General features: G+C 28.7%; 15 protein-coding genes. All 15 read left to right on the top strand.

Going from position 1 to position 17,172, the window contains the following annotated elements:
• From nuoH to dnaE, 15 genes are read left to right on the top strand one after another with little or no spacing between them, the layout of a single operon-like run.
• The gene (gene nuoH / locus ACTTBI_RS03160) at positions 1-999 is read left to right on the top strand and encodes an NADH-quinone oxidoreductase subunit NuoH (protein ID WP_262589304.1); all 999 of its coding nucleotides are present in this window, start codon (positions 1-3) and stop codon (positions 997-999) included.
• Positions 1,000-1,001: 2 nt separating this feature from the next.
• Complete coding sequence (gene nuoI / locus ACTTBI_RS03155) at positions 1,002-1,487, top strand: NADH-quinone oxidoreductase subunit NuoI (RefSeq protein WP_440652520.1); 486 nt, start codon at positions 1,002-1,004, stop codon at positions 1,485-1,487.
• A complete protein-coding gene (locus ACTTBI_RS03150; RefSeq protein WP_440618509.1) occupies positions 1,488-2,120 on the top strand; it encodes an NADH-quinone oxidoreductase subunit J in 633 nt (210 codons plus the stop codon).
• Positions 2,113-2,424 carry an NADH-quinone oxidoreductase subunit NuoK gene (nuoK, locus tag ACTTBI_RS03145; protein ID WP_075506644.1) on the top strand — a complete coding sequence of 104 codons (312 nt, stop codon included), beginning with the start codon at positions 2,113-2,115 and terminating at the stop codon, positions 2,422-2,424. Before ACTTBI_RS03150 ends, nuoK begins: the two co-directional genes overlap by 8 nt.
• Positions 2,425-2,426: 2 nt before the next feature.
• Complete coding sequence (nuoL, locus tag ACTTBI_RS03140) at positions 2,427-4,340, top strand: NADH-quinone oxidoreductase subunit L (protein ID WP_440652519.1); 1,914 nt, start codon at positions 2,427-2,429, stop codon at positions 4,338-4,340.
• On the top strand, positions 4,340-5,821 hold the full coding sequence (locus ACTTBI_RS03135; RefSeq protein WP_440652518.1) for an NADH-quinone oxidoreductase subunit M: 1,482 nt from the start codon (positions 4,340-4,342) through the stop codon (positions 5,819-5,821). The genes nuoL and ACTTBI_RS03135 overlap by 1 nt, the downstream gene beginning before the upstream one ends.
• A 1-nt stretch (position 5,822) precedes the next feature.
• A complete protein-coding gene (nuoN, locus tag ACTTBI_RS03130; protein WP_440652517.1) occupies positions 5,823-7,241 on the top strand; it encodes an NADH-quinone oxidoreductase subunit NuoN in 1,419 nt (472 codons plus the stop codon).
• Positions 7,241-7,777: a biotin--[acetyl-CoA-carboxylase] ligase gene (locus ACTTBI_RS03125; protein WP_440652516.1), complete on the top strand. Its 537-nt coding sequence runs from the start codon at positions 7,241-7,243 to the stop codon at positions 7,775-7,777. Before nuoN ends, ACTTBI_RS03125 begins: the two co-directional genes overlap by 1 nt.
• Before the next feature lie 5 nt (positions 7,778-7,782).
• Complete coding sequence (locus ACTTBI_RS03120) at positions 7,783-8,529, top strand: type III pantothenate kinase (RefSeq protein WP_440652515.1); 747 nt, start codon at positions 7,783-7,785, stop codon at positions 8,527-8,529.
• 1 nt (position 8,530) lies between these two features.
• A complete protein-coding gene (locus tag ACTTBI_RS03115) occupies positions 8,531-10,189 on the top strand; it encodes a ribonuclease J (protein ID WP_440652514.1) in 1,659 nt (552 codons plus the stop codon).
• Complete coding sequence (locus ACTTBI_RS03110; RefSeq protein ID WP_440652513.1) at positions 10,189-10,434, top strand: DUF1467 family protein; 246 nt, start codon at positions 10,189-10,191, stop codon at positions 10,432-10,434. Before ACTTBI_RS03115 ends, ACTTBI_RS03110 begins: the two co-directional genes overlap by 1 nt.
• 1 nt (position 10,435) lies before the next feature.
• Positions 10,436-11,770 carry a proline--tRNA ligase gene (gene proS / locus ACTTBI_RS03105; protein ID WP_440652512.1) on the top strand — a complete coding sequence of 445 codons (1,335 nt, stop codon included), beginning with the start codon at positions 10,436-10,438 and terminating at the stop codon, positions 11,768-11,770.
• A complete protein-coding gene (locus ACTTBI_RS03100; protein WP_440652511.1) occupies positions 11,767-12,996 on the top strand; it encodes a lipoprotein-releasing ABC transporter permease subunit in 1,230 nt (409 codons plus the stop codon). Before proS ends, ACTTBI_RS03100 begins: the two co-directional genes overlap by 4 nt.
• The gene (locus ACTTBI_RS03095) at positions 12,989-13,666 is read left to right on the top strand and encodes an ABC transporter ATP-binding protein (protein ID WP_440652510.1); all 678 of its coding nucleotides are present in this window, start codon (positions 12,989-12,991) and stop codon (positions 13,664-13,666) included. The genes ACTTBI_RS03100 and ACTTBI_RS03095 overlap by 8 nt, the downstream gene beginning before the upstream one ends.
• Positions 13,659-17,075, top strand: coding sequence for a DNA polymerase III subunit alpha (gene dnaE, locus ACTTBI_RS03090; protein ID WP_440652509.1), 3,417 nt, complete (start codon positions 13,659-13,661; stop codon positions 17,073-17,075). The genes ACTTBI_RS03095 and dnaE overlap by 8 nt, the downstream gene beginning before the upstream one ends.
• Positions 17,076-17,172: the final 97 nt, after the last annotated feature.

The raw sequence follows: 17,172 nt of genomic DNA, 5'->3' as shown, positions 1-17,172 counted from the left end.
ATGGAATATTTGAATATAGTTTTTCAAGAGGTATACAAAATTCTATTTTTGTTAGTTCCAGTTTTGGTTTCTGTAGCTATGATTGTTTGGCTAGATAGAAGAGTTTGGGCTTTTGTTCAAAAAAGACAAGGACCAAATGTAGTGGGACCATTTGGATTACTTCAATCATTGGCTGATGCTTTGAAATATATTTTTAAAGAAATAATCATTCCATCAAGCTCTAACAAAGTAATCTTTATATTAGCACCTATTGTTACTATGACATTAGCTTTGATTGCGTGGGCTGTTATACCATTTAGTGCAACCCAGGTTTTAGCGGATATTAATGTCGGTATACTTTATCTATTTGCTGTTTCATCCCTAGGTGTTTATGGAATAATTATGGGAGGATGGGCTTCAAACTCTAAATATCCTTTTTTAGGTGCAATTAGATCTGCGGCTCAAATGGTATCATATGAAGTTTCAATTGGGGTTATTATTATCAATGTATTGTTGTGCGTAGGCTCATTGAATTTAAATGACATCGTAATTGCTCAACAAAATCTATGGTTTGTAATTCCGTTATTTCCAATGTTTGTAATATTTTTTATCTCTGCTTTAGCTGAAACTAATAGACCACCTTTTGATTTACCTGAAGCTGAAGCAGAATTAGTTGCTGGATACCAAACAGAATATTCAGGAATGATGTATGCAATGTTTTGGTTAGGTGAGTATGCAAACATCTTATTGATGTGTGCTATGGGAGCTATATTATTCTTAGGTGGTTGGTTATCTCCAATAGATATTTATCCATTTACTTTAGTTCCAGGTGCAATTTGGTTAATTTTAAAAATTTTACTTTTATTTTTCTTATTTGCTTTAGTAAAAGCAATTGTACCAAGATATAGATATGACCAATTAATGAGATTAGGTTGGAAAGTATTTCTTCCTTTGTCATTAACTTGGGTTGTTTTAACTGCAAGTTATTTATTTTACTTTAACCTTTTACCAACAAACTAATTATGAATTTATCCAGATTTTTTAAAATTATTTTCATGGTTGATTTTGTAGGCGGTTTGTTCATTGCAATAAAAGAATTGTTTAAACCAAAAAAAACAATCAATTATCCTTTTGAAAAAGGAAAAATTAGCCCAAGATTTAGAGGTGAGCACGCTTTAAGAAGATATCCAAATGGAGAAGAAAGATGTATTGCATGTAAACTTTGTGAAGCTGTTTGTCCAGCCCAGGCAATTACAATTGAATCTGCTCAAAGAGAAGATGGCAGTAGAAAAACTACTCGTTATGACATTGATATGATGAAATGCATTTATTGTGGTCTATGTGAAGAAGCTTGTCCTGTTGATGCTATAGTCCAAGGTCCAAATTTTGAATTTTCGACTGAGACAAGAGAAGAATTATATTACACAAAAGAGAAATTATTAGATAACGGTGACAGATGGGAGAATATTCTAGACGCTAATATTAAAGCGGATAGTTCACATAGATAAATGATTGCTCACGCTATTTTCTTCTACACTTTTTCTATAATTGCGGTTGTGTCTGCAATAATGGTTACAGTATCAAAAAATACTGTCCATTCAGTTTTCTTTTTAATATTAGATTTTATCAGCATTTCTTGTCTATTTATTATGATTGGTGCCGAGTTTTTGGGTATGATAATGTTGATTGTTTACGTTGGAGCAGTAGCAGTTTTATTTCTTTTTGTTGTAATGATGCTAAATGTTGCTCAACAAAAAAATCAATGGTTTGCCTCTGCTGCTAGCTCAAAACATATTCCTGTTGGATTAATTATTAGCACAATCATTTTCTTTGAACTAATTATTGTAATTGGTGGATGGAAATACAAACCAGAGATTTTTGATATTAACAATTCATCAAAAGTTTCAGACTTAAGTAACACACACTCATTAGGTCAAATATTATACACTGATTACATACATGTATTTCAAATTAGCGGTATGATTTTGTTAGTTGCGATGGTTGGAGCAATCGTTCTGACTTTTAGACAAAGGTCAAACGTCAAAAGACAAAGTTATATAAAACAAATTTCTCGTGAAAGAGCTGAAGGAGTAAGTGTTGTAGAAGTTGCTTCTAACAAAGGAGTTAAAATAGATGACTGAGATAGGTTTAGGGCACTATTTAACTTTAGGTGCTGTGATTTTTTCAATTGGAGTTATTGGAATTTTTCTTAACAGAAAAAATATTATTGTTATATTGATGAGTATTGAGTTGATTTTATTAGCTGTAAACATCAACTTAGTTGCTTTTTCAATTTTTCTTGGAGATTTAGCTGGTCAAGTATTTACCTTATTTATTTTAACTGTAGCAGCTGCAGAAGCTGCGATTGGTTTAGCTATAATCGTTGTTTACTATAGAAACTCTGGAACTATCAGAGTTGAAGAAATTGATGAGTTGAAAGGATAATAATGGAACTTTCAATTTTATTTCTTCCATTAATAGCATCAATTATTTCAGGCTTTTTTGGACGTTACATTGGTGATAGAAATTCTGAAATAGTAACTAGTGCATTAGTTTCTATATCTGCAATTTTATCAATAATTGTTTTATATCAGGTAATCATTAATCAATATGAAGAAAATATTGTTATAGCAACTTGGATTAATTCAGGTTCACTTGATGTTAATTGGTCAATGTTAATTGATCCTCTATCAGCGGTAATGTTAGTAGTTGTAACTTCTGTATCTGCTTTAGTGCATATTTATTCAATTGGTTACATGTCCCACGATCCACATAAACCAAGATTTATGGCTTACCTATCATTATTTACATTTGCAATGTTAATGCTTGTAACGTCAGATAATTTTATTCAACTATTTTTTGGTTGGGAGGGAGTTGGACTTTGCTCATATTTTTTAATTGGTTTTTGGTTTAAAAAAGAGAGTGCTAATGCAGCTGCAATCAAAGCTTTTGTTGTTAATAGAGTAGGTGACTTTGGTTTTGCATTAGGTATTTTTTTAGTCTTTTATTTGTTTGGGACTGTCAATTATGATGAAGTTTTCCAGCAAATTCCAACTGTGGTAGATAAAAATTTATCCTTCTTAGGTTTTGAAGTTAAAGCGATAGATTTGGTTTGTTTATTGTTATTTATCGGAGCTATGGGTAAATCAGCTCAAATTTTACTTCATACTTGGTTGCCGGATGCAATGGAAGGACCAACACCAGTTTCTGCTCTAATTCATGCTGCAACAATGGTTACTGCAGGCGTATTTTTAGTTGTTAGATGCTCACCTATTTATGAATTTTCTCCAGTAATTTTAAATTTGATTACTGTAGTTGGAATGACAACAGCTTTTTTTGCTGCAACTGTAGCTTTAGTTCAAACAGATATTAAAAAAATAATTGCTTACTCAACATGTAGCCAACTTGGTTATATGTTTTTTGCAGCTGGTGTAGGCGCTTACAATGTAGCTATGTTTCATTTATTTACGCATGCATTTTTTAAAGCTTTATTATTTTTAGGATCAGGGTCAGTAATTCATGCTTTTAAAGATGAGCAAAATATTAATAACATGGGAGGTGTATGGAGAAAATTACCTTACACTTATGCTTTAATGATTATAGGAACTCTTGCTTTGACAGGTTTTCCCTTCTTATCAGGCTTTTACTCAAAAGATGCAATTATTGAATTTGCATATTTGAAAGGAAATACAACAGGTTATTATGCAGCTGGTATTGGTATAGTTACTGCATTTTTAACGTCAGTCTATTCTTGGAGACTAATATTTAAAACATTTCATGGCGAATATAATAATAAAGAGATTAAAATTGAAGAAACGCACGAGTCACCTTTGGTAATGCTTGTTCCGTTATTTGTGCTTTCTATTGGTGCAATTTTTGCAGGCGTGTTATTTAAAGATTTGTTCATTGGACATGGTGGTGAAAATTACTTTTGGTCAGAATCGATCAAATTTTTAGAACCTTTAAGCACAGATCATCCACCAACATGGTTTTTACTTTTAACACCTAGTTTAGTTATCCTATCAATACCTATTGCTTATTATTTATTTGTTAAGAACAAAGAATTGCCAAATGAAATAGCGTCAATGAATAAACCTTTATACAATTTCCTTGTTAATAAATGGTACTTCGATGAGTTGTATGAGGTTATCTTTATTAAATCATCGAAAAAACTTGGGACATTTTTATGGAAAGTCTGTGATGGAACTATAATAGATGGATTTGGTCCTGATGGAATTTCTTCTTTTATAAAAAAATGTTCGATTAAAGCAAAAAAATTTCAAAGTGGTTTTATTTTCCAATATGCTTTTGTAATGTTGTTAGGTTTTTCTGCTTTATTAACCTTTTTGATAGTTAAATAATGAGCTTTCCAATTTTATCATCTTTAATCTTGTTACCAACTATAGGAGCTCTTTTTTTATTTTTTACAAAAGATAAAGATGGAAATAATTCAACAGCTAAATATGTAGCCTTATTCACAAGTATAGTTAATTTTTTAATTTCTATATATTTATGGGCATCTTTTGACCAAAGCGTATCTGATTTTCAATTTGTTGAGGATAGAACATGGATTGAAGGGTTTATTAATTATAAAGTTGGTGTCGATGGAATTTCGATATTATTTATAATCTTAACAACCTTTATAACTCCACTTTGCATCATTTCAGTTAACAATTCAGTAAAAAATAGATTACGAGATTTTTTAATTGCAATTTTAATCATGGAAAGTTTTATGATTGGTGTGTTTTGTGCACTTGATTTAGTTGTTTTTTATTTATTTTTTGAGGCCGGATTAATTCCAATGTTTTTAATTATTGGGATTTGGGGTGGTCCAAAACGTGTTTATTCAGCATTTAAATTTTTTCTATATACTTTGCTTGGATCGGTCTTAATGCTGGTTGCAATCATTTCAATATACTGGATATCAGGTACAACTGATGTAGTTAAACTTTATGAAATTGGAATTGACGCTAAATACCAAAATTTATTATGGTTAGCTTTCTTTAGTTCTTTTGCAGTAAAAACACCTATGTGGCCTGTTCACACTTGGTTGCCAGATGCCCATGTTGAAGCTCCTACTGCTGGTTCAGTTTTATTAGCTGCTATTCTATTAAAAATGGCAGGATATGGTTTTATTAGGTTTTCACTAGGATTATTTCCTGTGGCTTCTGAAGTATTCACACCTCTTATTTATATTTTAAGTGTTATAGCAATAATTTTTACTTCTTTTATCGCTTTAATGCAGGAAGACATGAAAAAGCTAATTGCATATTCATCTGTTGCACATATGGGTTTTGTAACTTTAGGTATTTTTACTCTTCAACAGCAAGGTATAGAAGGAAGTATAATTCAGATGATTAGTCATGGATTAGTATCTGCAGCTCTATTCTTGTGTGTCGGTGTTGTTTATGACCGTATGCATTCAAGGATGATAAATTCTTATGGGGGTATAGTTGCCATAATACCAAAGTATTCGATTTTATTTATGTTATTTACATTAGCTGCCTTAGGGTTACCTGGAACAAGTGGTTTTATTGGTGAATTTTTAATTTTAATGGGTGCCTTTAAGGATAATTTTTTAGTAGCTGTATTAGCAAGCCTAGGAGTTATTTTAGGGGCCGCTTACATGCTTTGGCTATATAAAAGAGTTGTATTTGGAAAATTAGTTAATGAGGATTTAAAGAAAATGTTGGATTTAAATAAATCAGAATATTTAATATTAACTTGTTTAGCTATTCCAACTTTATTTTTTGGTTTTTATCCAGATCCTTTGATTAATACAATTGAGGTTTCAGTTTCAGATTTAATAAATATGCATAATATTAATTTAGCAAGCAAATAATATGGAAAATTTAAATTTAATTTTACCCGAAATTTTTATCTCATTATCAATAATGTTTTTACTTGTATTGGGAGTGTTTAAAAAAAATAGTTCAGGCATTACTTTTAACTTGTCTTTATTTGTATTTTTGATTGCTGCTATAATAGCTATTAACGAAACTTTCTCTGTGAATAGAGAAACTTTGTTTAATGGAAGTGTTGTAATAGATAAGATGTCTTCATTTATGAAGATAATTACATTGTTGGGTGGTTTTCTAGTATTAGTTATTTCTTCTAGTTATTTAAAAATTTTTAAAATTTTTAATATTGAATATCCAGTTTTAATTTTGAGTTCTGTACTGGGAATGATGGTCATGATTAGTTCTAACGATCTAATTGTATTTTATATGGGTCTAGAGTTACAATCATTAGCATTATATGTTTTAGCAACTTATAACAGAGATCAACTAAAATCATCTGAAGCAGGTTTAAAATATTTTGTATTAAGTGCTTTATCATCAGGATTATTACTTTATGGATGTTCACTAATTTATGGTTTTTCAGGATCTACAAACTTTGATGTGATTTCCACACAACTTAATTCAAATGAGTATGTACTGACTTTTGGGATAGTTTTTATTTTAGTAGGTTTAGCATTCAAAATTTCAGCAGTGCCATTCCATATGTGGGCACCAGACGTATACGAAGGATCTCCAACTACAGTAACTTTATTTTTTACAATGGTACCAAAAATTGCTGCGTTAACTATATTTATTAGATTTTTATATGTTCCATTTTTAAATCTGATCGATCAATGGCAAATGATAATTGTATTTTTATCTATTGCCTCAATGCTTTTTGGAGCAATTGCAGCAATTGGACAAACAAACATCAAAAGACTAGTTGCTTATAGCTCTATTGGACACATAGGCTATACATTGGCTGGTCTTGCAACTGCTTCTAATGAAGGAATTCAAAGTTCAATAATTTATATTTCAATTTATGTTGTAATGAATTTGGCCCTTTTTTCTTGCTTGTTAATGCTTAGAAGAAATAATCAATATTACGAAGACATTGATGACTTATCTGGTTTATCGAAAAATCATCCATTATTATCACTTTCTTTACTTGTAATATTATTTTCATTGGCTGGGATACCACCATTAGCAGGATTTTTTGCTAAGTTTTATGTTTTCAAAGCTGTTTTAGAGCAATCAATGTATTTTTTAGCTATTGTTGGATTGTTATCTACTGTTGTTGCAGCTTTCTATTACTTAAGAATAATTAAGATTATGTACTTTGATAAAGAAAAAGATGAATATGATACGGATCATAGTTTATGGTTAAAATTTTCATTAACTTTTTCTACAATATTAATTCTTTTATACTTCATATTCCCAAGCCAATTAATTGAGGTAGTATCAAGAATTAATATTATTTAATGAAATTTAAGAAATTTAATTTTAAAATAATAAAAAGTACTAACGATACAGCTGCAAGAATAATAAAAAAAACTAACTATAAATTTGGTATGGTTGTTGCTGAAAAACAATTTAGTGGTCGAGGTCAGTATGGAAGAAAATGGATTTCATATAAAGGAAATTTATTTGCTTCTTTTTTTCATCCATTTGATGAAAATAAATTCTCAATAGAAAGAGTTACAAAATTAAATTGTAATTTAGTTAAACAAACACTCTCTAAATATATAAAAAATAAAATTAACTTTAAAAAACCAAACGATTTATTGATTAATAAAAAAAAGATTAGTGGGATTTTACAAGAAATTATAACAAAATCAGATAAAAAATTTTTAATTACAGGAATAGGAATTAATGTAATAAAAAATCCAAATATTAAAAATTATCCAGCTACAAATTTATATAGAATAACAGGAAAAAAAATTAATAAATCTGATTTAGAAAAAAATTTGAAACTAGTTTTTGAAAATAGAATATCAAAAATGTATAAAATAAATTAATTAATATGTATATTTTAGGTGATATAGGAAATACTGACACTAAAATTTTTTTAGTTTCTAAAAGAAATAAAATTTTAAAAAGAATTACTTTTATTTCAAAAAAAATAAGTAATAACCAATTAAAAATCTTATTTAAAAAAAATAAAATTCAAATAAATAAAATTGAAAAAATATTGTTTTGTAGTGTTGTCCCAAACACTTTTAAAATTATAAAAAACTACTTTTCTAAAATCACTAAAGTTAAATGCAACGAAGTAAAAAATTTGAATTTAAAATCAATGATTAAAATTAAAGTTGATTACAAGCAGATAGGCTCTGATAGAATTACAAATGCCATAAGCTTATTGGATAATAAAAATAATTATATAATTTTAGATTTTGGTACTGCTACAACATTTGATGTTTTAATTAAAAATACGTATATAGGAGGAATAATAGCTCCTGGAATTAAGTTGTCTCTTAATACTTTATCAGACAGAGCTACTTTAATCCCAAAAATTGAGCTTAAACGTATGAAAAAAGTAATAGGCAACAACACACTTTCTGCTGTTAGATCAGGTTTTTTTTGGGGTTATGCTGGTTTAATTGACAATATGATTAATTTAATTAAGAAAGAGACAAGAAAATCCTTTAAAGTTGTATTGACAGGTGGATTTTCTTATTTATTTACAAGTTCAATAAAATCGAAAGTTAAACATAACCAAGATATTACAATTAAAGGTCTAATAAAGATTTCTGAGCAAATAAAATAATATGAAAGATGAATTGTTATTTTGTCCACTAGGTGGATCTGGTGAGATTGGTATGAACATGAATTTGTTTGGTTACGGCCAACCAAGCGATCATAAATGGATAATGGTAGACATTGGTGTAACTTTTGCTGATGACACTATACCAGGTGTTGATTTAATTTATCCTGATCCTGGATTTATTGTTGAAAGAAAAGATAACTTGTTGGGTATAGTTTTAACTCATGCACATGAGGATCACATTGGAGCAATCGCACATTTATGGCCAAAATTGAGATGTAAAATATTTGCTACTCCATTTACAGCAGTTTTGATTAGAGAGAAGTTTCGAGAAAAACAAATAGATATTACCAGTGATTTACAAATTGTTGAATTGAATGGAACTGTTTCATTAGATCCATTTGAAATTGAATATATAACTTTAACTCATTCAATTTTAGAACCTAATGGCTTGAGAATAAAAACTCCTGCGGGTGTAATTTTACACACAGGAGATTGGAAAGTAGATCCCAATCCACTTATTGGTGACAATATAAATGAAAAGAGATTAAAAGAAATTGGTGATGAAGGAGTATTGGCAATGATCTGTGACTCTACTAATGTTTTTAGTGCCGGCAAGTCTGGATCTGAACTTGATGTTAGAAAAAATATGTTAAATGTAATGTCGAGATTGAAAAAGAGAATTATCATCACTTCATTTGCATCTAATGTAGCAAGAATGGAGACAGCATTTTATTGTGCTGAGCAAACAGGAAGACAAATTTCACTAGTTGGAAGATCGATGCATCGTATTTATAAAGCTGCACGTCAATGTGGATATTTAAAAAATACAATTGAACCAATTGACCCTCGTGAAGCTAAAAGTTTCTCAAGAGAAAAAATAGTTTATCTTTGTACAGGTAGCCAAGGTGAACCAATGGGAGCGATGATGAGAATTTCTAGTTATGTACACCCTGATGTTTTTATTGAAAAAGGTGATGCTGTAATATTTTCATCAAAAATTATACCTGGAAATGAAAAAAAACTTTATAAATTGCACAACCAACTTGTTAAAGATGGTATAGAAGTGATATCTGAAGAAACTGAATTTGTTCATGTTTCTGGTCATCCAAATAGAGAAGATTTAAAAGAAATGTATCAATGGGTTAAACCTAAATGCGTAATACCTGTACATGGTGAACATAGGCACATGATAGAACACATAAATTTTGCAAAAGAAATGCAAGTTCCATATCCTGTACAAGTAGAAAATGGTGATATAGTTAAGTTATATCCTAGTAATCAACCTGAAGTTTACGACAAAGCTCCAAGTGGTCGATTATATTTAGATGGCAATGTAAGTGTTGATCCAGATTCACAGTCAATAAAAGATAGAAAAAATTTGAGCGCTAATGGATATCTTGAAGTAACTCTAATGATAACACCTAATGGAAATATTCACAACAATCCTGTGCTTTCTTTTCGTGGATTGCCAGTAGATGATAGAGAAGAATTTGTTTATGGGTTAGAAGAAGAAATAGAAAAAACTTCTAGAACTTTTAAAATTGGAAGCAAGCGACACGAGCATAATTTAATTGATGCATTGAAAATTGCCTGTAGGAAATTTTCCAAGGAAAGAACTGGGAAAAAACCTTTCACTAATATTAACTTAGTCAGAATTTAATGAGTGTAACTGGTTTAGCAATTATCTATGTAATTATATGGTGGATAGTTTTCTTTGCTATACTTCCTATTGATGTAAACAGAGCAAAAACAGTAAAAATTGATGGTGAAGATCCAGGATCACCTGAAAACCCAAAAATGTTGAAAAAATTCTTGTATTGCACTGGTATAACATCTGTAATTTTTATCATTATTTATTTACTAATAAAATTTGAATATTTAAATTTAAGAAATATGATTAGTTAAGATGCTTTTATCAAATTCATTTATTCCGATATTAAAAAATAATCCTTCTGAAGCAAAAATTAAATCTCATCAATTAATGTTGAGAGTTGGTATGATCAAGCAAGCTTCTGCAGGAATATACTCATGGTTACCTTTAGGCTTTAAGGTAATGAAAAAAATAGAACAAATTGTTAGAGAAGAGCAAAATAAGATTGGAGCTCAAGAAATATTAATGCCAACAATTCAATCTAGTGAGATATGGAAAGAAAGTGGTCGATATGATGATTATGGTGAGGAAATGCTTAGAATAAATGATCGTCAAAATAGAGAAATGCTTTATGGACCTACCAATGAAGAGCAAGTTACAGAAATTTTTAGATCTTCAATTAAATCTTATAAATCATTACCTCAACTAATGTACCACATACAATGGAAATTTAGAGACGAAATAAGACCTAGATTTGGAATAATGAGGGGGAGAGAGTTTTATATGAAAGATGCCTACTCATTCGATGTATCAGACGAAGAAGCTTTTTTTTCTTATAATAAATTTTTTCTTTCATATTTAAAAACTTTTAAAAGATTAGATCTAACTGCAATACCTATGGCTGCTGACACAGGTCCAATTGGAGGAAATTTATCTCATGAATTTATTATCCTAGCAGATACAGGAGAAAGTAAAATTTTTACTGATAAAAGAATTTTTGACTTAAACAGTGATGATACTCAATTGGAAAAATCTTCTTTAGAAGAAATGAGAAAAAAATATGAGCAATTTTATGCTGTGACAGATGAAAAGTTTAACAAAGATGAATTTGAAAAAATAGTTTCTACAGAAAATCAATTAATCACAAAAGGTATTGAGGTAGGCCACATATTTTATTTTGGCGACAAATATTCAAAACCTATGAATGCATCAGTAGATTTACCAGGTGGAAAAAAAGATTTTGTTAAAATGGGTTCTTATGGAATTGGTGTATCAAGGCTAGTTGGGGCAATAATAGAGGCAAAATATGATGAAAAAAATGAAATCATGAAATGGCCATTGTCTGTTGCTCCATATGATATTGCTTTGATACCGATGATAAATAAAAACGATAATTCAGCACTTGTTAAAGCCAATAATGTTAACAGTGAGTTAATAAAAAATAATATTGATGCTCTTATTGATGACACAGATGAAAATTTTTCATCCAAAATTAAAAAAATGAATTTAATTGGGGCTCCGTATCAAATTATCATTGGAAAGAAGAGTGAAGGTGATTTATTAGAGTTCAAAGAAACAGGTGGTGAAACTCAAAACTTACCTTTAAGCAAAATTATAGAAATTATAAATAAACAAAAAAATTCAATTTGATTTCTACTTTAGAAAAAGAAATTACTTTAAGATTTTTAAAAGCTAGAAAAAAGGATGGCTTTTTAAATGTTATTTCAATATTTTCTTTCATTGGAATAAGTCTAGGTGTTGCTGTTCTTATTATTGTTATGTCAGTAATGAACGGCTTTAGAACAGAATTAATCAATAAAATTGTAGGATTTAATTCACATATTACTGTTAAACCTTATTTAAATTCAATAGATGAAGATAAAATAAATAATAAACTAAAGTTAATCTCTAAGAATATTATTTTTAGTAATTCAGGAGAGGCAATTATTCTAAAAAACAATAATACTAAAGGAATAGTGTTACGAGGCTATAAATACAATGATCTTTTAAATTTAGAGGTATTAACAAATGAAAAATTTAAAGGTGAATTAAATCAATTTGATAAAAATTTCATATCAATTGGAAGTGAACTGAGTTTTTCTCTAGATCTTGAAATAGGAGATGAATTGACTTTAATGTCACCGTCTGGTGTTCAAACAATAATTGGCAGTATGCCAAAACAAAAAAATTTTATAGTTAATTCAATTTTTAACAGTGGTTTAGCAGAGTTTGATAACAATATTGCATTTATTGAACTTAATATTTTAGAAGAGTTCTTTGGATATGATCCCAACGAAAGAAATTTAGAAATTTATCTGAATAATCCAAATAATATTGAATCCCAAAAATTAAAGGTAAAACAAGTTTTTGATGATGAGTTTGTTTTTAGTTGGGCAGATATGAATAGTTCATTATTTTCAGCTCTAAAAGTTGAAAGGAATGTTATGTTTATTATTTTGTCATTAATAATAATTGTTGCTGCATTTAATATTATTTCAGGATTAACTATTTTAGTGAAAAACAAAACAAGGGATATTGCCATCTTAAAATCAATTGGAGTATTAAATAAATCAATAATTAAAATATTTTTTCTAGTTGGAGTGATAATAGGTACTTCCGCAACAATTTTTGGTATTTTTTTAGGTGTAACTTTTTCTATTTACATTGAAAATTTTAGACAATTATTAAGCTCAGTTTTCAATATAAGTTTATTTCCTGAAGAAATATATTTTTTAAGCAAAATGCCTTCTGAAATCAATCCAACATCAATTATTCTAATTTCAGTCTGCTCAATAATTATAACTATTTTAGTATCAATTTTTCCAGCATTTAAAGCAGCTAAGTTAGATCCAATTAAATCCTTAAAATATGAGTAAGTATTTAGAATTAAAAAGTATATCTAAAAGTTTTGAAACTGAGAAAAAAATTAAAGTTTTAAAAGGTTTGTCGCAAAGTTTTGAAAAAGGTAAAATTTATTCGCTCATGGGCCCATCTGGTTCAGGAAAATCAACTTTGTTAAATTTAATTTCTTTAATAGACAGACCTTCATCAGGTCAAATTATTTTTAATCAAAATCAAATTAATTTTAATGATACAGAAGAAAATGATATTTTTAGATCAAAAAAAATTGGTATTGTTTATCAACAAAATAATCTTCTTTCTGACTTTACTGCTTTAGAAAATATTTATTTAGCATCAATTGCTAACAATAATGACAAAGAATTAGCAAGTACAAAGGCTAAAAAATTATTAAAAAAAATTGGTCTTTCAAATAGATCAAATCATTTTCCTTCTCAACTTTCAGGCGGTGAGGCTCAAAGAGTAGCTATAGCAAGAGCTATTGTAAATGATCCTGAAATAATCTTAGCGGATGAGCCAACAGGTAGTTTGGATATGAATACTGCAAAAGAAGTTTTTAAACTTTTATATAATCAAAAAAAATCAGATAGATTAATAATATTTGCAACTCACAATAGATTTTTTGCTAATAAGGCAGATTGCCTATTGGAGATGAGAGATGGTATTATAAAATCATCCAATGTCTGAGTCATTAAATCAAAACTTTAATCATCTAAAAGTCCATACACAATATTCTATATGTGAAGGTGCGGCCAAGATTGATGATTTACAAGAATATTGCAAATCAAACAAAATTAAATCTTTAGGAATCAGTGACACTTCTAATTTATGTGGAGCTTTAGAATTTGCAGAAAAAATTTCTAAATCAGGAACACAGCCAATTATTGGTACTCAAATTAATTTTAAACTAAATGATACAACTGGTTTGTTACCTTTATTTGCTTTGAATGAAACAGGTTATAAAAACATTATTGAATTATCCTCAAATTCATATTTAGAAAATGATGAATTAAGTGATCCTCATGTAAATTTTGATGAATTATTAAAAAGTTCTAATGGTGTTTCAGTTTTTTCAGGTACTATTTTAGGTCTTTTTGGAAAATTATTTGATAAAGGAAAATTTACAGAAATAAACGAAATTTATTTAAAAATTAAAGAAGTTTTTGGAGATAGATTTTATTTAGAAATTCAACGACACAACGACACTAATGAAAATGGGTTTGAAAAATTTAATCTAAAAAAGTCTGCAGAACTAGAAATTCCAATAATTGCTACTAATGAAGTTTTTTATTTATCAAAAGATATGCATGAAGCACATGATGCTTTGATTTGTATTGGTAACAAAACCTATATTAATGAAAAAAATAGATTAAAATTAAGCGATCAACATTATTTAAAAACTAACTCTGAAATGACAGAGTTATTTGCTGATATACCAGAGGCATTAGAAAACAATTACAACTTTCCTTTAAGATGTAATTTTAGACCATTATTCTCTAATCCTATATTGCCAAACATTAGTACTGATAAAGATGGTAATGCAGATGATCTTTTAACCAAATATTCTTTAGAAGGACTGCGAGATAAATTTTTAAGAGTTTTTAATGTTAAAGACAGTGAACTTGAAAATGATAAAAATTTTCTTCTTTATAAAGAAAGACTAGATCATGAACTTTCAATAATTATTAAAATGAAATATTCGAGTTATTTTTTAATTGTATCTGATTATATAAAATGGGCTAAAGAAAATGATATACCAGTTGGACCTGGTAGAGGCTCAGGTGCTGGGTCATTGGTTGCTTGGTGTATATCAATTACTGATGTTGATCCAATTAAGTTTAATTTAATTTTTGAGAGATTTTTAAATCCAGACCGAATTTCTATGCCTGATTTTGATATAGATTTTTGTGAAGATAAAAGAGACCTTGTTTTTGAATACTTAACAAAAAAATACAAAGATAGTGTAGCTCACATAATTACATTTGGTAAACTCAAAGCACGTATGGTGATCAGAGACGTTGGTAGAGTTATGGGATTACCTTATGGGTTTATTGACAGTATATCAAAAATGATACCTTTTGATCCTTCTAGACCTCAAAATCTAACTCAATGTATAGCTGGAGAGCCAAGATTACAAAAGCTCATTAATGAGGATACCAGAGTAAAAAAATTAACAGAGTTATCATTAAAATTAGAAGGTCTTAATAGAAACGTTGCTACTCATGCAGCAGGAGTTGTGATTGCAGATAAAAAATTAACGGAAGTAGTACCTTTATATAAAGATACTTCTGCAGATTTACTTTTACCCTCAACACAATTTGATATGTATTCAGCTGAAAATGCTGGTTTAATAAAATTTGATTTTTTAGGGCTAAAGACACTAACAGTAATAAATAACACTCAAAAATTAGTTAGAAAAAAAGATAAAAAATTTAATATTGAAGAAATAGATTTTGATGATCAAAAAGTTTTTGATCTTTTATCATCAGGTAAAACCGTAGGATTATTTCAGATTGAAAGTGCTGGAATGAGAGAAGCTTTGCTTCACATGAAGCCAAATCATATTGAAGATATTATTGCACTAGTAGCATTATATAGACCAGGCCCAATGAGCAACATACCTACCTATAACGACTGTAAACATGGAAAGCAAAAACCTGATTACTTACACCCATTATTGGAAGATATTTTAAAACCCACATATGGGGTAATTATTTATCAAGAGCAAGTAATGCAGATTGCTCAAAAACTCTCAGGATTTACTGCGGGTCAAGCCGATCTTTTAAGACGAGCAATGGGTAAAAAGAAGAGAGCAGAGCTAGAAAAACAAAAACAAGGCTTTATTACTGGAGCTGTAAAAAACGGTATTGCTAAAGATGTTGCAGCTGGAATATTTTTAAAAATTGAACCCTTTGCAGAATATGGATTTAACAAAAGTCATGCAGCAGCTTATGCAATAATTTCTTATCAAACTGCATATTTAAAAACTTATTATCCTAAAGAGTTTATTGCTGCATCAATGACGATGGATATTTCAAATCAAAATAAATTGAGTGAATTTTATGAGGAATTAAAAAGACTTAATGTTGAAACAATTAGACCTGATATCAATGAATGTTTTGCTGATTTCAGAACTATTGATGGAAAATTTTATTATGCACTAGGTGGAATTAAAGCTGTAGGTTATGAGGCAATTTCTAATATTGTTAAAGAGAGAGAGTTAAATGGAAAATTTGAATCAATAAATGACTTCATTAATAGAGTTAATCCAAAAGATATAAATAAATTACAATTAGAAGGATTGGTAAAAGCAGGAGCTTTTGATAATTTAAACTCAAATAGACAAGCAATCTTTAATTCAATACCTAATTTAATTTTAAAAAATAAAAATATTTCTGAAAATAAACTAGCCAATCAAATAGATTTGTTTTCTGATAATAATGAAGCACAGGAAGACATTATAGCCATATTAGAAGATTGGAAATTTGAAGAGAGATTGTCAAAAGAATTTGAAGCAGTAGGATTTTTTATATCTGATCACCCATTAAATCAATTTACAGAAATTTTTGAAGACTATAAAATTAATGAATATGCAAATTTTATTTCAGATGATAATTCAGAAAATGTTAATGTAGCCGCCACATTGCTTAAGGTTCAAGAGAGAAAAACTGCTAAAGGAAATGCATATGCAGTTTTAAAGTTAACAGATTTAAATAGTGTATTTGAAATATTTATTTTTTCAGATTTGCTGGAGTTAAATAGAGAAATCTTAAAAGAAGGTAACTCGTTGATTTTAACCTTGGTGAAGAATATTTCTAACGATGAAAATCGTTTTAAAAGAATTAATGTTCAAAAAATAGCTTCTTTAAAAGATTTATTTAACAGCCCAATTAATGAAATATCATTTAATGTTAAGACAATGGAGCAAATTCAAATGATATCAAAATTTTTAAATCAAGTCGGCAAAACCCAAGTAAAATTCAATCTTTCAACAAAAGATCAAATTTTAAATTTTCAATTAAAAAAACCAATGAATCTTGATAGAAAATCCTTAAATCTTTTAAGAAAACAGCAAATTCAAGCAGAAATTAGTTAAATAAAACTTGTCAATTTTAACAAATATTTGTAAATAACCATTAAATTAAATTAACACGCACACAGTTGTTGGTTTTATACCTCCGGTCCTTAATTGG

This window comes from Candidatus Pelagibacter sp. HIMB1542 (assembly GCF_052047835.1).
Lineage (GTDB): Bacteria > Pseudomonadota > Alphaproteobacteria > Pelagibacterales > Pelagibacteraceae > Pelagibacter.
This window is presented reverse-complemented; position numbering and strand designations above follow the sequence as displayed.